Origin of the sequence: Rhodococcus jostii NBRC 16295 (assembly GCF_001894825.1) — a bacterium.
Taxonomy (GTDB): Bacteria; Actinomycetota; Actinomycetes; order Mycobacteriales; family Mycobacteriaceae; genus Rhodococcus_F; species Rhodococcus_F jostii.
The window spans coordinates 30,285-45,494 of sequence record NZ_BCWY01000008.1 but is presented as its reverse complement, the minus strand read 5'-3'; the positions used below and the strand labels follow the sequence as shown (position 1 = coordinate 45,494).

At 63.6% G+C, this 15,210-nt stretch carries 17 protein-coding genes; 5 read left to right on the top strand and 12 right to left on the bottom strand.

Features of this window, described 5'->3' with window-relative positions; translation table 11 throughout:
- The first annotated feature begins 41 nt into the window (after positions 1 to 41).
- Genes RJ1_RS08625 through RJ1_RS08605 form a run of 5 tightly spaced genes read left to right on the top strand, consistent with a single transcriptional unit; the run spans position 42 to position 6,409 of the window.
- Positions 42 to 1,187, top strand: a complete 1,146-nt coding sequence (locus RJ1_RS08625) for an ABC transporter ATP-binding protein (protein WP_073359540.1) — start codon at positions 42 to 44, stop codon at positions 1,185 to 1,187.
- Positions 1,184 to 2,950: an ABC transporter permease gene (locus RJ1_RS08620; protein ID WP_073359539.1), complete on the top strand. Its 1,767-nt coding sequence runs from the start codon at positions 1,184 to 1,186 to the stop codon at positions 2,948 to 2,950. The genes RJ1_RS08625 and RJ1_RS08620 overlap by 4 nt, the downstream gene beginning before the upstream one ends.
- 27 nt (positions 2,951 to 2,977) lie before the next feature.
- Entirely contained in the window at positions 2,978 to 4,003 is a 1,026-nt protein-coding gene (locus RJ1_RS08615) for an ABC transporter substrate-binding protein (RefSeq protein WP_073359538.1), read from the top strand.
- Positions 4,003 to 5,214 (top strand): cytochrome P450, encoded by a 1,212-nt coding sequence (locus RJ1_RS08610; RefSeq protein WP_073359537.1) that lies wholly within the window; start codon positions 4,003 to 4,005, stop codon positions 5,212 to 5,214. Before RJ1_RS08615 ends, RJ1_RS08610 begins: the two co-directional genes overlap by 1 nt.
- Positions 5,215 to 5,224: 10 nt before the next feature.
- Positions 5,225 to 6,409 carry a cytochrome P450 gene (locus tag RJ1_RS08605; protein WP_073359536.1) on the top strand — a complete coding sequence of 395 codons (1,185 nt, stop codon included), beginning with the start codon at positions 5,225 to 5,227 and terminating at the stop codon, positions 6,407 to 6,409.
- 86 nt (positions 6,410 to 6,495) lie between these two features.
- On the opposite strand, the gene RJ1_RS08600 is transcribed toward RJ1_RS08605, so the two are convergent.
- The 12 genes from RJ1_RS08600 to RJ1_RS08545 form a co-directional block, all read right to left on the bottom strand.
- Entirely contained in the window at positions 6,496 to 7,656 is a 1,161-nt protein-coding gene (locus tag RJ1_RS08600) for a globin domain-containing protein (RefSeq protein WP_073359535.1), read from the bottom strand.
- A 142-nt stretch (positions 7,657 to 7,798) separates the two neighbouring features.
- Positions 7,799 to 8,299: a styrene-oxide isomerase StyC gene (gene styC, locus RJ1_RS08595; RefSeq protein WP_240319859.1), complete on the bottom strand. Its 501-nt coding sequence runs from the start codon at positions 8,297 to 8,299 to the stop codon at positions 7,799 to 7,801.
- A 247-nt stretch (positions 8,300 to 8,546) separates the two neighbouring features.
- A complete protein-coding gene (locus RJ1_RS08590) occupies positions 8,547 to 8,789 on the bottom strand; it encodes a hypothetical protein (RefSeq protein ID WP_073359534.1) in 243 nt (80 codons plus the stop codon).
- A gap of 103 nt (positions 8,790 to 8,892) precedes the next feature.
- Entirely contained in the window at positions 8,893 to 9,417 is a 525-nt protein-coding gene (locus tag RJ1_RS08585; RefSeq protein ID WP_073359533.1) for a hypothetical protein, read from the bottom strand.
- A 51-nt stretch (positions 9,418 to 9,468) separates the two neighbouring features.
- Positions 9,469 to 10,116 carry a hypothetical protein gene (locus tag RJ1_RS08580; protein WP_073359532.1) on the bottom strand — a complete coding sequence of 216 codons (648 nt, stop codon included), beginning with the start codon at positions 10,114 to 10,116 and terminating at the stop codon, positions 9,469 to 9,471.
- A complete protein-coding gene (locus tag RJ1_RS08575) occupies positions 10,117 to 10,821 on the bottom strand; it encodes a hypothetical protein (protein ID WP_073359531.1) in 705 nt (234 codons plus the stop codon).
- Between the two features lie 52 nt (positions 10,822 to 10,873).
- Positions 10,874 to 11,407, bottom strand: a complete 534-nt coding sequence (locus RJ1_RS08570; protein WP_073359530.1) for a hypothetical protein — start codon at positions 11,405 to 11,407, stop codon at positions 10,874 to 10,876.
- Between the two features lie 11 nt (positions 11,408 to 11,418).
- Complete coding sequence (locus RJ1_RS08565; protein WP_073359529.1) at positions 11,419 to 12,072, bottom strand: flagellin family protein; 654 nt, start codon at positions 12,070 to 12,072, stop codon at positions 11,419 to 11,421.
- Positions 12,069 to 12,521 (bottom strand): hypothetical protein, encoded by a 453-nt coding sequence (locus tag RJ1_RS08560; protein ID WP_073359528.1) that lies wholly within the window; start codon positions 12,519 to 12,521, stop codon positions 12,069 to 12,071. The genes RJ1_RS08565 and RJ1_RS08560 overlap by 4 nt, the downstream gene beginning before the upstream one ends.
- 129 nt (positions 12,522 to 12,650) lie before the next feature.
- Complete coding sequence (locus tag RJ1_RS08555; protein WP_073359527.1) at positions 12,651 to 13,064, bottom strand: hypothetical protein; 414 nt, start codon at positions 13,062 to 13,064, stop codon at positions 12,651 to 12,653.
- A 336-nt stretch (positions 13,065 to 13,400) separates the two neighbouring features.
- A complete protein-coding gene (locus tag RJ1_RS08550) occupies positions 13,401 to 14,108 on the bottom strand; it encodes an ABC-2 transporter permease (RefSeq protein WP_378380906.1) in 708 nt (235 codons plus the stop codon).
- A gap of 74 nt (positions 14,109 to 14,182) precedes the next feature.
- Positions 14,183 to 15,130, bottom strand: a complete 948-nt coding sequence (locus RJ1_RS08545) for an ABC transporter ATP-binding protein (protein ID WP_073359525.1) — start codon at positions 15,128 to 15,130, stop codon at positions 14,183 to 14,185.
- Between the last annotated feature and the right edge of the window lie 80 nt (positions 15,131 to 15,210).

Below are 15,210 nucleotides of genomic sequence, written 5' to 3'. Positions count from 1 at the left end.
GGGACGGTCGAACTCCAGGCGCGAACTGGGAAAGAGGAAGCATGAATCACTCCGTGGCCATCGAAAATCTGTCGAAACGGTTCCGACGCCGAGACGGCGCCGTTGTCAGTGCGATCGACAACGCCACCATCCACATCGACCGCGGCGAGTTCATCGTCCTTCTCGGACCGAGCGGATGCGGCAAGACCACCCTGCTGCGGTCGGTAGCAGGGCTCGAGACGCCAGACTCGGGAACAATTCAGGTAAACGGCCAAGCCGTGTTCAACAGCGCAGCAGGGGTCTGTGTACCGCCTGAACGACGCCAATTGAGCATGATGTTCCAGTCGTACGCCCTCTGGCCCCACATGACGGCCCGCAAGAACGTCCAATACCCCCTCGAGAATCAGCGCACTCGACGCCCGTCCCGCGCAGCGATGAAGGACAAGGTCGACGCCGCGCTCACTCTGGTGGGTATCGGTGACCTCGGCGACCAATACCCCGCCCAGCTCAGCGGTGGACAACAGCAGCGGGTCGCACTTGCCCGCGCGCTCGTCAACGACTCCGACGTCGTGCTTTTCGACGAACCGTTGTCCAATGTCGACGCCAAGGTTCGTGAGCAACTACGTATCGAACTGCTCGCCACTCAGCGGCGGCTCGGATTCACAGCTCTGTTCGTCACCCATGACCAGGCCGAGGCCATGGAGCTCGCGACCCGAATAGCAGTTCTCGACAAGGGAAGAGTGCAGCAGCTCGGCACGCCTGCCGAGATCTACAGCCGCCCGTCGACCGAATACGTCGCGAAATTCATCGGGAACACCAACGAGCTGCCCGGGCGCCGGGTCACAGGTAGCGCCGCCGCCATCTACGCGACCGACGTCGGCGAGATTCACACCGGCCCGGAATCCGGCTCACCCGAGCAGGCGACCCTGCTCTGGCGACCAGAAGCCGGTCACCTCTTTCACGAGCAGCCGACGCACATGAACGGGTTCCAGGGCCGGATCGTCGCGTCCTTGTTCATGGGAACACACACCGAGTACATCATTCGGTCCGCCGAGGTGCGATCCAGGGTCTGGACGAGCCAACACGGACGCTTCCAGGTCGACGACACCGTCTGGATCGGAATCCGACCCGAGGACGTCATGGTCTTCCCGAACACTTCGAGTACCTCCACCACCGACGCACGCGAGCTCGAGAAGGCCGCCTCGTGACGACCACACACACCCTTCCACCCACAGACAACCTGCCCGTAAAGGGCTCGCGTCCACGCAAACTCGCAGCACCCACGAGCTTCAACCTCGTCGCCCTCCTGATCGCCGCGGGCCTGATCGTCATCGTGTGCGTTCCACTGTTGAACGTCGTGGTCGACATGTTCTGGCAGAACGGCACTCTCAGTTTCGATGCCATTCGACGCACCTTGGCGATTCCCGACCTTGGGAAACTGATCCTGAACACCGTCGTCGTCGTTGCCGCCAGCAGCGTGATGGCCGTCATCATCGGCACCCTCATCGCATGGGCCAACGAACGCACCGACGCCCGCATGGGAATACTCAACGACGTCCTCCCGTACCTGCCGTTCCTACTTCCTCCCATCGCCGGAGCGGTGGGATGGACGATGCTCCTCTCACCCAAGGCCGGGCTGATCAACGCATGGCTACGGGATGGTCTGGAGCTGATCGGGATTCACCTCGACAGCGGACCGTTCGACATCAACACCTGGTACGGACTGGTCATGGTCTACACCATCTACGCAGTGCCCTACGTCTACATGAACGTCTCCGCGGCGATGACCACGTTCGACTCCAGTCTCGAAGAAGCCTCGCGACTGAGCGGCGCCAGTTACCTCACCACCTTGCGCCGCGTCACCATCCCCGCCCTGGCGCCCTCGATCGGTGCCGGATTCCTGCTCTGCACATGGTTCGGCTTCGGCATGTTCTCGATCGCCGCCATCATCGGAACCCCCGCACACATCGACGTCATCGCGGTGCGCATCGTCCAATTGCTGACCTTCTCCTACCCCCCGGAAGAAGATCTCGCACTCGGGCTGAGCGCTATCGTCATGGTGTTCGTCGGGATCTCGTACTTCGTCCAGTACAGAATTCTGAAAACCTCACGCTTCAGCAGCATGACCGGCAAGAGCGCCACGCACAAAATCACCCGCCTGGGCAGATGGCGGCCCATCGTCCGCGGGATCGTCCTGCTCTACGTCACCCTGTCGACCGTATTGCCCATGGCCGGACTGTTCCTCGTGGCCCTCAACGGCTACTGGACTCCCAAGATCAAATGGGATTCGCTCGGCTTCGAAGCCTTCCACACTGCGCTGTTCGCAGATCCCAAGACACAACAGGCCTTCACCAACAGCCTCGGACTGGGCCTCGTCGGCGGGCTGATCGGCATCTCTGCTGCCGCAATCGTCTCCATCTATATCGCCCAGCGACGCAGTCGTGCGACCCAAATCCTGGACGCAGCCATCAAACTCCCCTCGTCGATCTCCCACATGGTCATCGCCGTGGGAATCCTGCTCCTCCTCGGCGGCGCACCCTTCCACCTCGGCGGCACCTGGATTATCCTGCTAGTGGGATACCTGGCGATATACCTCCCACAGGCTTCCATCGCTTCCGACGCGGCAGTCGCCGTCGTCGGCCGCGAACTCGCCGAGGCATCCAGGATCAGCGGCGGCAGGGACTGGAAAACGTTCCTACGCATCTACGCACCCCTCATGCTGCCCGGACTGGTGGGCGGATGGGCTCTGCTGTTCATCCGCATCGTCGGTGACCTCACGGCTTCGGCGATCCTGTCCGGAACGAACAACGTCGTCCTCGGCTTTCGAATCCTCGAAGTGTTCAACGGGGGCTCCTACGCCACACTCGCTGCGCTGTCCGCCGTCCTCGTCCTGGTGACGGGAACGGTTCTGCTGCTGGTGATCTGGACATCGAAGCGATTCGGTGTCGCCAAGTCCCGATCCACTCACTGACCCTCGAATCGAGAACAGGGAAGAACCATGAAGAAACTCACTCTCCTCGCACTCGCGTGCGCAACCTCCCTGCTGGCCGCCTGCGGCGGAGGTGGCACCGACACCGCAAACACCGGCACCGCAACCAACCTCGACGCAGAAACCCAAGCCCTGGTCACAGAGGCAAAGAACGCCGGGCCCGTCACCTTCTACAGCATGCTCGACGAGAGCACTTTGCGCGCGCTCTCCGAAGACTTCACCAAGCGCTACGGAGTCCGCGTCGAACCCGTCCGGCTGGTAACCGCCGACCTCATCCAGCGATACTCGGCCGAAGCCTCGACGGGCAAGAGCGCCGCCGACATCATGTTGCTGACCGATTCCGGATTCTTCGCCGATGCTCTCGCCAAGGACTGGATCACACCCATCGCCCAACAAGACCTGCCGCCGGCCGCCGACACCTTCCCCGAGGAATACCTCACACACGACGGCTCCGCCGCGGTGGTTTCCCTCATTCCCAGCGAGATGGTCATCAACTCCGACGAAACCTCGGACACTCCATCCGATTGGGATGCGTACGCCGATCCCCAATTCAAAGGCAAGCTGATGCTGACGAAGCCGGACTCGTCGCCCGCCAACATCGCATTCTGGAGCCTGATGAAACAGCAGTTCGGCGACGGCTTCCTCGAGCAGATTGCCGCCAACCAGCCCCAGTTCATGAGCAGTGCAGTGCCGCTGACACAGGGAATTGCCGCCGGCGAAGCCCAAGTCGGCTTTCCCGGAGTCGCCGCGATCGTCAACAACCTGACCAAGCAAGGCGCGCCCGTTCAATTGGTAAGCCTGGCGCCCACCACCGGCCCCGAAGCTGCCCTGGCGCTGTCCGAGAACTCGCCCAACCCGGCCGGCGCAAAGCTTCTCGCCAGCTACCTGATGTCGGAGGAAGGCAACACACTGCTCAACGACGACTCCGACGGCATCTCACCGTACGACCCTGAGGGAACGAAGCGATTCACGCGAGTGGAAAACATCAACCTGGCCGACTCGGCACAGATCAACGCCCTACTGGGAGTCAACTGATGACCAACGAATCCGCCCCGATCAACCACTCACGACGAGACGACCACGACTTCGATCCACAAGTACCCGAGGCCTTCGACACTGCGCACACGCAGTTCCGGGAAATCCGCAGTCGCTGCCCCGTCGCCCGCAGCCAAGAGTTCGGCGGCTTCTGGGCAATGCTGGGTTACCCCGAACTGCTCGAGGTCATCACCGACATCTCCCGGTTCACCACCACCAAACAGAATGCGATCCCATCCTTCGCGTTCACCGGCGTCCGCCCACCGCTCCACCTGGACCCTCCAGAACACATGGCGTATCGGCGAATCATCAACCAGTTCTTCACCCCTCCGAAAATGAGAGCCATCGAACCGAAGGTCCGCCGCTGCTCGACAGAGCTCCTCGATCCGCTCATCCACAAGGGGAAGGTCGATGTAGCTCTCGAGTACTCGCAAAAGCTCCCCGCCCACGTCTTCGCCGAGTTCTTCAATCTCTCAGTGGAATTGAGCTCCGACATCAAGCGCATCAGTGGAACCTACGTCGACGCCATCCAGGTCCTCGACCACGACACCGTCCGCCGACTGAGCCGCGAACTGTACCAAGTCGCCCAGGCCATCATCGACGACCGCGCGAGCGGGTCGTACAGTCCCGATGAAGACCTCACCGCAGCCCTGCTCGACGGCACACACGACGGCGAACCTCTCCCGGCCGCGATGATCCTCGGATGCGTCAGGCAGCTCATCGTGACCGGGATGGTCGCGCCCAGCGTCTTCATCGGCAACATGTTCGTACACCTCGGCCGCGATACAGACCTGCAGTCGTTTCTGCGTGCCAACCCCGACAAGATTCCCGCCGCCGTCGAAGAATTCCTCCGTCTGTACAACCCGTACCGCGGCATGGCACGCACAGCCCGCGACACCACCACGGTCGGCGGCCAAGAAATTCTGAAAGACGACCCGATAGCGCTGGTGTACACGGCGGCGAACCGAGACCCCCGCGTCTTCGAAAGCCCCGACGAGTTCATCCTCGACCGTTCCAACATCAAAGACCACATCAGCTTCGGCCGAGGAACTCACAGCTGCCCCGGTGCCCCACTCGCGCGCATCATGCTCACAGTGACACTCGAAGAAGCCCTCTCCCGCGCCGAATTCCTCCTCACGGACTCGCCCGGCATGGCCATGTGGGCGGAATGGGGCACACGCTCGGTCCCACTCGAATTCATCGGACTCTAAGGACCAACGAATGGGAACCACCACCAGGGACGATTTCAGCATCGAAGGCAACGACGATCCCGACCACGTATTCAAGGTGTATCAGGATCTGCAAGCCAACTGTCCCGTCGCCCACACCTCCGACTACGGCGGATACTGGGCCCTGACACGCTACGACGACGTACGCGACGCGGCGGTCGACTCGGATCTCTTCATCTCCTCCGTGAAAGCCGTAGTCCCCAGCGATCCACGCGGGATCCGACGACCGCCCCTCAACTTCGACGCACCCCGGCACACGCCGTTCCGACGTGCACTACTCAGGACCCTGTCCACCACCAGGGTCGAGCAGATCGTCCAGGCCCTTCGTCTCCGTGCCGCTGCGCTGTTCGCCGACTTTGTCGATGGCCCGGACCAGGACATCGCCCGATCCTTCGGAACCCTGCTTCCCGCGTACGCCGCAGCAACGTGGTTGAACCTCGACGAGCAGCGTGTCGAATGGCTTGCCACCACAGCAACAGCCTGGGTCGACGCATGGCGGAACCGGGACTCGGACCAGGTCACCCGATTCAGCGAGGAGATGTACCAGGTCGCTCGATGGCTGGTGGACGACCGAACCAGCAACCCACGGGACGTCACAGCGGACCCGGCCAGCTCGCTGTTGAGCGAACGCGTCGACGGTCAGCCCCTCGAGCCCGACCTCGTCATCGGTGCTATCCGCCAATCGCTGGTAGTGGGCATGGTGGCGCCGCCACTGCTCATCGGCTCCATGGCCAAACATCTGGCCACCGAACCCGAACTGCAGGAGCAACTTCGCCGCAACCGCCAGTTCCGATCGTCAGCTACGGAGGAATACATCCGTCTCTTCACTCCCTATCGCGGTTTCGCCCGGACAGTCAGCCGCGAGACCACGATCCGGGGGACAACGATCACACCCACCGAGCCGGTCACCCTGGTCTATGCGGCAGCCAATCGTGATCCGGCCGTCTTCGACAACCCACACGAGTTCGTGCTGGACAGAGACAACATCGCGCAACACCTCGGCTTCGGAGTCGGCCGGCATCAGTGCGTCGGAATGCATCTGGCCCGCGGGATCATCAGTGTGGGCCTCGACGCCATCCTCGACGGCTCCACAGCGCTCACGTTGGTCAGCGAGCCGGTACCTACCCGGATGCCGGAGCTCGGATATCAGGCAGTCCGGATAGACGTGAAGCCCTAGCGGCCGGCCGACGTCCGCGGGCACTGTCTTCGTGTGTCAGCAGTTACGCAGGCTGGTGCACGCTCCCACACGCGGCTGCGAGGTTCTCAGTACAGGGGGTCGTGGTGAATGTCGTCGGATTCGACGCCGGCGGCCATCAACCGGTATTTGGTGGTGTGAACCATAGAGGGCGAGCCGACGACCTGGATGTCGTGGTCGGTCCAGTCCGCGTACTCGGCCACGACACCTCCGATCTGGCCGACGAGCCGATCGTGCATCGCATCAGGAATTTGAAATGTTCCCGAGAACCACCACGGATTGTCGCTGTTCTCGGTGGCCGGAACGACAGTGAGCCACGGACCTGTCCGGGACATTGCCCAGAGGAGATCGAGGTCGTAGAGATCGTGTGGGTACGTGCCGCCGAAGAACAGGTGGGTCCGGGGATTGTCGCCGAGGCGAGGCGTGTCTATCAGCTGCGCTCGCAACGGCGCGATTCCGGTTCCCTCGGCGATCATCAGCCGACTTCGGCCGGGCCTCTGCCGCGCACCGAGGGCGCCGAGCGGAGAAGCGATCAGCCAGGTGTCACCTACGTGGGCTTCTCCGGTGATCGCCGGGCTGACCCAGCCACCGGATACCCGGCGGACGTGGAACTCGACGATCCGGTCGGAGGTAGGTGGGGTGGCGAACGAGAGGTAGCGCCACATTCGCGGCCGGCTGGGTACCTGGACACTGACGTACTGGCCGGGGGCGTAGGGCATGGGCTGGTCGAGTTCGAGGCGGACGATGGCGAGGTCGTCGAGGACTCGGCGGTGGTCGATCACGGCGCCCACCCACGTCGGTGGGCCAGGCTCCGCGTCGGCGGCTTCCGTCATGGTGGTGACGATCAGCGCGATCGCGTTGCGCCATGCCTGCTCGGTCTCGTCGGTCCACAATTCGGGTCCCGCCAGGCCCGCCAGCGTGGTGACGAGCGCTTCCCCGACGGCGCCGTAGTGTTCCTCGGTGACGTCGTACTTGCGGTGATCGCATCCGAGTTGGGCCAGTAACGAGAGAACGGTGGCCGGTGTGTCGAGTCGGTCGATCACGTACCCGACGGCCCGCATGAGTCGATCGCGTTGCATGTCCATGGCGGCCGGAAAGTAATGGCGGATTTCAGGGTGCGCGGCGAACAGGACGGCGTAAAAGGATCGCGCGAACGCGTTCTCGCCCCCGGGAGACGCTCCGATGGATGTGAAGCTCGTTTTGACCAATGAAGTCGTCTGGGGATCCACGACAATCGTTGCTTTTGTCTTGTTCGAAGCTGAGAGCGGTGCTCGGGGGGCGATCGAGAGGCGTGGGCGCCGGCCGGTTCGGGCGGCGCCCACGGAACTCCTGATACTTGACCTGCGCTAGGGCTGAGCGCGGGTGTGGACTTCAGATCTGCTCGAGAACCTTGCTCGTCGCGGTGCTGTTCTTCAGAGCCTTCCAACCAATGATCGGCATCGCGACGGTGACGAGGACGCCGAACACGTATGCGGGCAGAAGTCCGATGGTCGAGAAGATGTTTTGCTTGCCGTGCTTGTTCGGGCCGAAACTCAGCGACCGGTTCTCGGTGAAGTTCGACGCGAAGTAGAACAGGACATTCGCCCAACCGTCGGCAACGACGATCCATCCGAGACGTTTCGCGGTCTTGGTGGGCAAGCCGGTGTGGGGCATCACCGACGCGGCCGCGATGACCATCATGCCGTTGAGCGCTGGGCCGGTGTGCGCGCGAGCCCACCCCTCATCGGTTCCGGGGACGTCGAACTTGACGATCTTGCCGGGGCGAACTTCCCATCCTCCGAGGAGCTTCGCCCACAGGACCAGCCCCGCGATCAGTGTGGAGAAGATCATCAAGATGCCGTGGCCGGCCATCTTTCGCTGCAGGGTTTCCATAACTTCCACCTCCATTTTGTGGCGTTCGGATACAAACGATCGAGGTCGGGTTCACGCCGCGACGTTGCCCGGAGGACGTGTCGGAGCGATGGCGTCACCTGATGTCGGCGCAACTGACGTTCGGTCACGATGGCGCTCCCTCGATGAAGAAGTCGCGGGGTGCGGCAGTTATAGGCGACGCTAGTAGCCGCAGCCGTGGCAGACCATAGATCCTGAGGATCCGCCCCGGCGTGATGATCCCCGGTTGTCAAAGGCCGAACGGGTGGGTCCTGCGTCGGCGAGCGGAATTGGTGACCTTCTCGGTGCAGTACGCGCGGAGGTACTGCTTGGCGGGAAACTCGAGGTCACTGCGCGTGTCGACCACGGCGAGGACACGCCGATAGAACATTTCCGGGGTGAGACCGAACTCGGGGAAGATGTGTTCGTCACCGCCCCCGTAGTTGCACCACCGCAAGGTGTGCTCGAGCAGGGCCTGATCGTAGGGATCCATGTCGTTCTCCGTCGTACTTCGGATGGTTGATGCGTGAGGTGCGGTCTCGTTTCGTGCTCCTCCGACGAGCACGAGCGAGGGTCCGGTGTTACCGCCCCACCGGTTACTCCCCGATCACGGGCAAGATCAGCGCGATCCGCAGCTTCGAGTCGATTTCCTGCCCGAGGGCGAGGGACTGGTCCAGCAGCGGAGCCAAAGCTTGCACCTTGCCATCGGCGTCGGCCAGGGTGTGCACGATCTGCTCGGCCGGCATTGCGGCGGCGTTGGCCTGATCCGTCGCCGCCGCGCCGGCGTCGATGATCCCGCCCAGGGGGGCGTCGGCGGCCTTCAGAGCGTCACCGAGAGATGCCAGCTGGGTGCCGAGATCGCCCAGTGTCTGGTCGGCGCGGGTCAGGGAGTCCAGGACTCCCACCACCTCGGGCAGGCCCTGGTTGATGGCGGCGTTGGCGGGAGGAAGCTCTTTCGCACCCACCAGTGCGTCGTTGGTGGTCTTGTCCACCGTTTGCGCTTGTACCACACCGTCTTTGAAGATGTCGTTGGTGATGGCGAGGTCCCTTGTGACGATCAAGATGCCACACAGGAGCGCGATGGTGGAGGCTGCGGCAATTGCCCAGGAGAGCCGAAACATCGTCTGTGTTCTGCCTTTCACTCGTGTGCGGCCGGGTGGCCGCGGCGAGCGTTACGGGGTGGGAGTGGTTGCGACACCGAGTGCGGGGAGGTTGAGGGAGTTGACGGGAGGTCCGACTACTGCGAGCAGCGGACCCATCTCCTGGACGTGGCGTGCTTCTTCCTCCACGTTCGCCAGGGTCGCGGCGATCGCGGTGGCCTTCGGGCCGAGGGTGCTCAGAGTGCCTCCGACCGTCGTCAGACCTTCGTTGACGGCCTCGAGTTGGGTGGTCACCGACCCGACGGCGGTAGACAGTCCCGCAACGGTGGGGGCGGCCTGATTGGCGCGACCGGTCACGTTCGCGACCAGGTCCGGTAGCGGCTTGGCGATCGTGCTGACGTCGCCGGTCGAGGAGTTGAGCGTTTTCGCCTGCCCGGATAGTTCGCCGGCCTTGTCGGTGAGACCCTCGAGGTCGTCGGCCAGCGGGCCCAGGGTCTGGATGTCTCCGGAGAGCTGGGTGTGCTTGGGAACGAGGATGCCGGTGAGGGTGTCGAACTGTCCGGCGGAGTCGATGACTTCGAGGCTGAGCTGGGACGGCCGACCAAGAGGGTCGACGACGTCGTCGAGACCGGGAACGAACCCGTTGACCGCGCACAGCAGCACCGCCGGTGCCACGCCGAGACCGAGGACGACCCCGAGCCATGCCTTCTTGGTGATCATTCAGTTGCCTCCGGGTGCAGGAATGATGGCGTCTTGGGCGGGAATGAGCGCCAGCTTGTTGGTTGTGCGGGTGAGCTCACGGTTGAGCTGGTTGACCAGGTCGATGGCCGTGGTGAGTTCGTTGTCGACAGCGGAGACCGTGGTGTTGGCGTCCCCGGAGATCTGGTGCAGGGAGGCAGCCGATCCCTGCAGGGTGGTGGCGACACCTTCGAGCTGCCCGGCGATCGCGGTGTCACCCTGCCCGGCGGCAAGCAACGCCCGCGCGTCCGGCAGCAGCGCCGCAAGATGATCGACATCGGTCGCGGTGGCCGTGTTGAGATCCGCCAGTACCCCGGCGAGTTCGTCGAGTTGCTTGCGGGCGGTCGCCGGCGCGGTCAGGTCGGCGCGGTCGGCGAAGTAACCGTTGGTCGTCCGGAAATTGTCCACGATGGTGCGGGCACTGTCCTGCACGAGCTGGCCTTTGTGGATGGCCATGAGGACCAGTGCGAACAGGACGAGGGCCAGGACCGCGGCCAACCGGCCCATCCATTCGGTGGCCACAGTGAAACCATTCGAGCCGGCTACGGCGGTCGCTGGTACATCCGGGCGTTGCGGTATCACGCCCTTGCGGTACGGCAGCGCTGATGCGGGAACATCGAAACGCTGGAATCGGGCCAGGCCGCGGCGTGGATATGCCTCGTCCGGCAGGTCGGTGCCCATCTTCATGTCACGTCCAGTCATCGATCGGTTGTCGGTTCAAAGGGGAGGGGAAGGTCGATCAGCCGGGCAGCGGCAGCATCTGGTTGATGGTCTGCGCCGCAGCGACCGACCCTTGCAGGTCACTGACCAGGCCCTGCACGACGGCCAACAGCTGCTGGCCCTGATCGCCGAAGGCGCGGGCGGATTCCACCAGCGGCACCACGGTGTTCTGCACCTCGCCGAGGATGCCCTGAATGTTCGTCAGCTGATCATTGGTCAGCTGCGCCCCTTCGGTGTTACTGGCCAGCATCTGCGCGGCGGGGGAGATCGCCTCGTCCAGCTTGACGAGCAACGGACCCAGCGCCGCAGTGGAGTCGAGCGCGTTCTGCGCGGTGTGGGTGAGCTCGGTCAGCTGCTGCAGCTGGTTGGTCAGCCGGTCGTTCACGTCGACAATCGCTGAGGAGGCGGTGATACTGGTTTCGTTGGCCCGTTGCTGGTTGTCGAGTCGGGTGTTGAGGTTGAACACCACGAACGCGAGCAGGCCGAGCACGCCAACCGCGACGACCGACAGCACCAATCGGGCCGGACCGCCGCGGCGTCCGAAGAAAATCACGGGTACATCTCCTACTTTCCGGACAAATCGTTGGCGGATTCTTCGGCGGACAGGCGGGCGCTGTGGACCTTCTCGGCGGTCGAGCGTGCGTCGTCGAGGATCGCGTCCAAGGTGGCCCGGTTGCCGGCAACGGCGTCAGTGGCGCCGTCGGCCGCGGGCTGCAGCGAATTGATGTGCGCGGTCAAGGTATCGAGGGAAGCGACCAGGTCGGTCACGTTCGCCCCGGCCTGATTCAGGGTTGCCTGGACGTCGCCGCTGATCTGCCCGGTCAAGGTGTTCAGTTCCGCGGTCACCGTCGCGTCGGTGCTCAGCACACTCGCCAGCGAGATCTTCATCTTCTCGAGCGAATCGAACGCGGCGAGAGTGACTTTCTCGTGCTCGACGATTTGGTCGAGCGCGGGGTTGTAATTACCTGCCGAGACCACTGCCTGATCGAGCCGGTACGGCGTCGCCGTCAGATCGTAGATCCGCGGATACAGGTACAACGCGCCAATCGGGATCAACGCGAGCACGAGCAGCCCGCGGGCAATGTTCATCTTCGCCGACGCCCGCGGCGGATCCGGTTCGAATGCCTCGGGGTCACCGACATAGGGCAACTCGAAGACGTCGGTGCGATCGTCGAGGGCGTGACTTGACGGGCGCCCTCGGCCCGAGAGCGCGGTCATGCGTCGACGACCGAGACCAACGCGATCGTGCGTAGCGCTGTCACGGTGTGGGTCAGCAGTCCCTTGACGACGAGCTTGTGCTCGAGGATTTCCCCGAGAACGGACACACCGCGGCCGGTGAAGAATCCGACCGGCACCAGACCACCGGCCTTCATCGGCAACTGGGAGACGTCGAGGATCTGATCGACGGTCGCCATCACCGTGACGGCGGGCTTGCCGACGATGTCGTTGTAGACGACGGCCTCGTCACTGCCGAAGATGATGGTGCAGGCGGTCTCGGTGTCGGTGCTGTAGATCGATACCGGCCGGGAGATGCGACGCGCGAACTTCACGCGGGAGGGGAAGTTCTCGAGATTCTGCCCAAGCAGCATCCCGACAATACCGGCGACGCCGTTAGCGTCCTCGCCGTCGTACATCGTGACGGCGTAGCCCTTCTCGACGGTTGTCATGGGTCAAGGCCTTTCCAAGCATGGTGTTCGGTGAGGGTTCGGATGTTCGGACCCGCGCGGGACTCGTTCCAGCAGGACATGAGTCCCGCGCGAGGGGCTAACTGGTGTGAGCGAATTGACGGAGGTCGACTACACGTCCCAGTCGGTGGGGATCTGTCCCCAGGTGCGCAGGAACGCGTTGAGGGCGCCGGCGTTCTCGATCGCCGCGGACATCGGTCCCTTGGCGAACTTGATCAGGCCCTTCATCAGAAGCTTTCCGCCCTCTTCCTCACCGGCGGCCGCGGTCTGCCAGGTCTGGAAGCTGCCGTTAATGACCAGCCACAGCTCGCTCTGGTCGAAGACGCGCGGTGACCAGGAGACGACCTTGCCCTCCTTGAACTCAAGGTGGCTGGCGACGTCGTCGCGGCCGATCACGCCGAATTCCATCTTGTTGGTGAACGACGATGCGTCCTTGAATCCAGCGAGGACGTCCGGGTTGGCGTTGACAGCCTCGCGTGCGGCGTCACACCACTCCTGCGAGAAGAACTTCAGCTTGTCGGTCATGTATCTCATCTCCTTTTGTGTTTCGCCAACTCGTTGTCGAGCTGGTCACTGTGTAGTTCGGGGGCGGGTTTCGCGTCGGAAGTCCCTGGTCTCCAGAGACTTCGGTGCAGGCACGGGGATTTCGTCTACGTTGCAGAAGAATTGAGCGCGCCAACAGGTGCGGTGTACGCCACTCGAGCCCCCGCTTTGTGATGGCACTCACATCTTCTGTCATCCGACGGGGTCCGGTCTTGTCAATTTGCGCTCGGATTGTGCGACGATTCCGAACCGAAGGGCTCCTCAGGATCGCCACTCTCCCAGAGGTAATGACGTAGCTGCGGCCCAGAGCGGACAAGCTCAGGCGAACGTGAACGTTCGTCGCGCCAAAGCTGCTGCAGCAGAAGCCCACACCGCCATAACGATGAGGCTGGACAGTGCGAGGCTGCCGGTGTTCGCCTGGTGCAGCGCGTCTGAGAGGGCGCCGGCGGGAGTGAGCTCGACCAGGTTCTGCACCGTGGAAGAGGTGCCGGGCAGCGTCGCGATCGAGCACAATCCCAGCTGCAAGAACCAGAGGATATTCGCCAGCGCCAGAATGATTTCAGCACGTAGACTGCCGCCGAGCAACAACCCGAGCGCGGCGAAAGCAGCGGTGCCGACGGTGATCACTGCGGCAGTGAGGAGCATTTCCAGTAGGTTCGGTCGCCAGCCGAGGACTGCCGCGATCGTGCCGAGTAGCAACGTTTGCAGGGCGACCACGACTACGACCGCGGCGCTCTTGCCGGTGATCATCGCCCATTTGGGGATGGCGTTGGCGCCGAGCCGTTTCAGCGCGCCGTAGCGCCGGTCGAATCCGATGGCGATGGCTTGGCCGGTGAACCCGGTGGACATGATCGCCACCGCGAGAACGACGGGGAAAACGGTGTCGATGCGGGGGTGGGGCATAGTTCCGATCGGCAGGACGGTCAGTCCGATCAGGAAGGTGACCGGCAGCATCATCGTCAACAGCTGTTGTTCGCTGTTGCGGAGCAGCAATGTTGCTTCGAGTCGGGTCAGGGCGGCGAGCATGGCCGGAGCGGTGTTTCGTCGCGGTGCGGGGGCGAAGGTGCCGGCGGTGAACATCGGGCCGGGGGAGAGGGTGCTCATCGGTAGCTCATCTCCCGCCCGGTCAGGTCGAGAAAATAGTCCTCGAGACTGCGTTGCTCGACCTGCAATTCGGTCATGAGCACGTTCATCCCAGCGCACCAGGTGGAGATGGTCGTTAACAGCTGCGGGCTCAAATGGCCTTCGATCAGGTAGGAGCCGGGGCTGGTTTCGTCAACCCGGTGGGTGCCCGCCAGAGTCGTCTGCAAGGTCGAAAGGTCCAGGCCCGGTAGTGCAGTGAAACGCACCTGCTGTTCGGCTCCGCGTCGGACCAATTCGCCCGGGGATCCGGCGGCCACGATTCGTCCGTGGTCGAGGATGACGGCCTCGTCGGCGAGAGCTTCCGCTTCGTCCATCAGATGGGTGGTGAGCACGACAGCGACACCGTCGCGACGAAGACTGTCGATCAGCTCCCACACCACATGGCGTGCCTGCGGGTCGAGTCCGGCGGTTGGTTCGTCCAGGAAGACCAGCTCGGGCCGGCCGACGAGCGCACACGCCAAGGACAGGCGTTGTTGCTGGCCGCCGGAGAGACGTTTGAACGGTGTGCGGGTGGCGTCCGCCAACCCGAGGGTCTGCAGCAGCCATTCCGGGTCGAGGGGGTCGAGAGCGCAGCCGGCGACGACCCGGAGCATCTCCCCGGTTCGGGCTCCGGGGTAGCCACCGCCACCTTGGAGCATGACCCCGATGCGGGGACGGAGGGCATCGGCGTCGGTGCTCGGGTTCAACCCGAGTACGGAGATTTCCCCCTCGTCCGGCGCAGTGAACCCTTCGCACATCTCGATCGTGGTGGTTTTGCCCGCACCGTTGGGGCCGAGCAGGGCCAGGATTCGCGCGGGTGCGAGTTGCAAGTCCACCCCGCCCACCGCGGTGGTGTTCCCGAACCGTTTAACCACTCCCTTCAGCTGCAGACAGGGCTGGTCGGTGCGTATGCGAGGTGCGTTCATGGCTACTCCGAGAGATGGGGGACTACAGGGGAATCGGCTGGTTGACCCGCCACGGGGAGAGGTCCGGATCAACCAGCCGG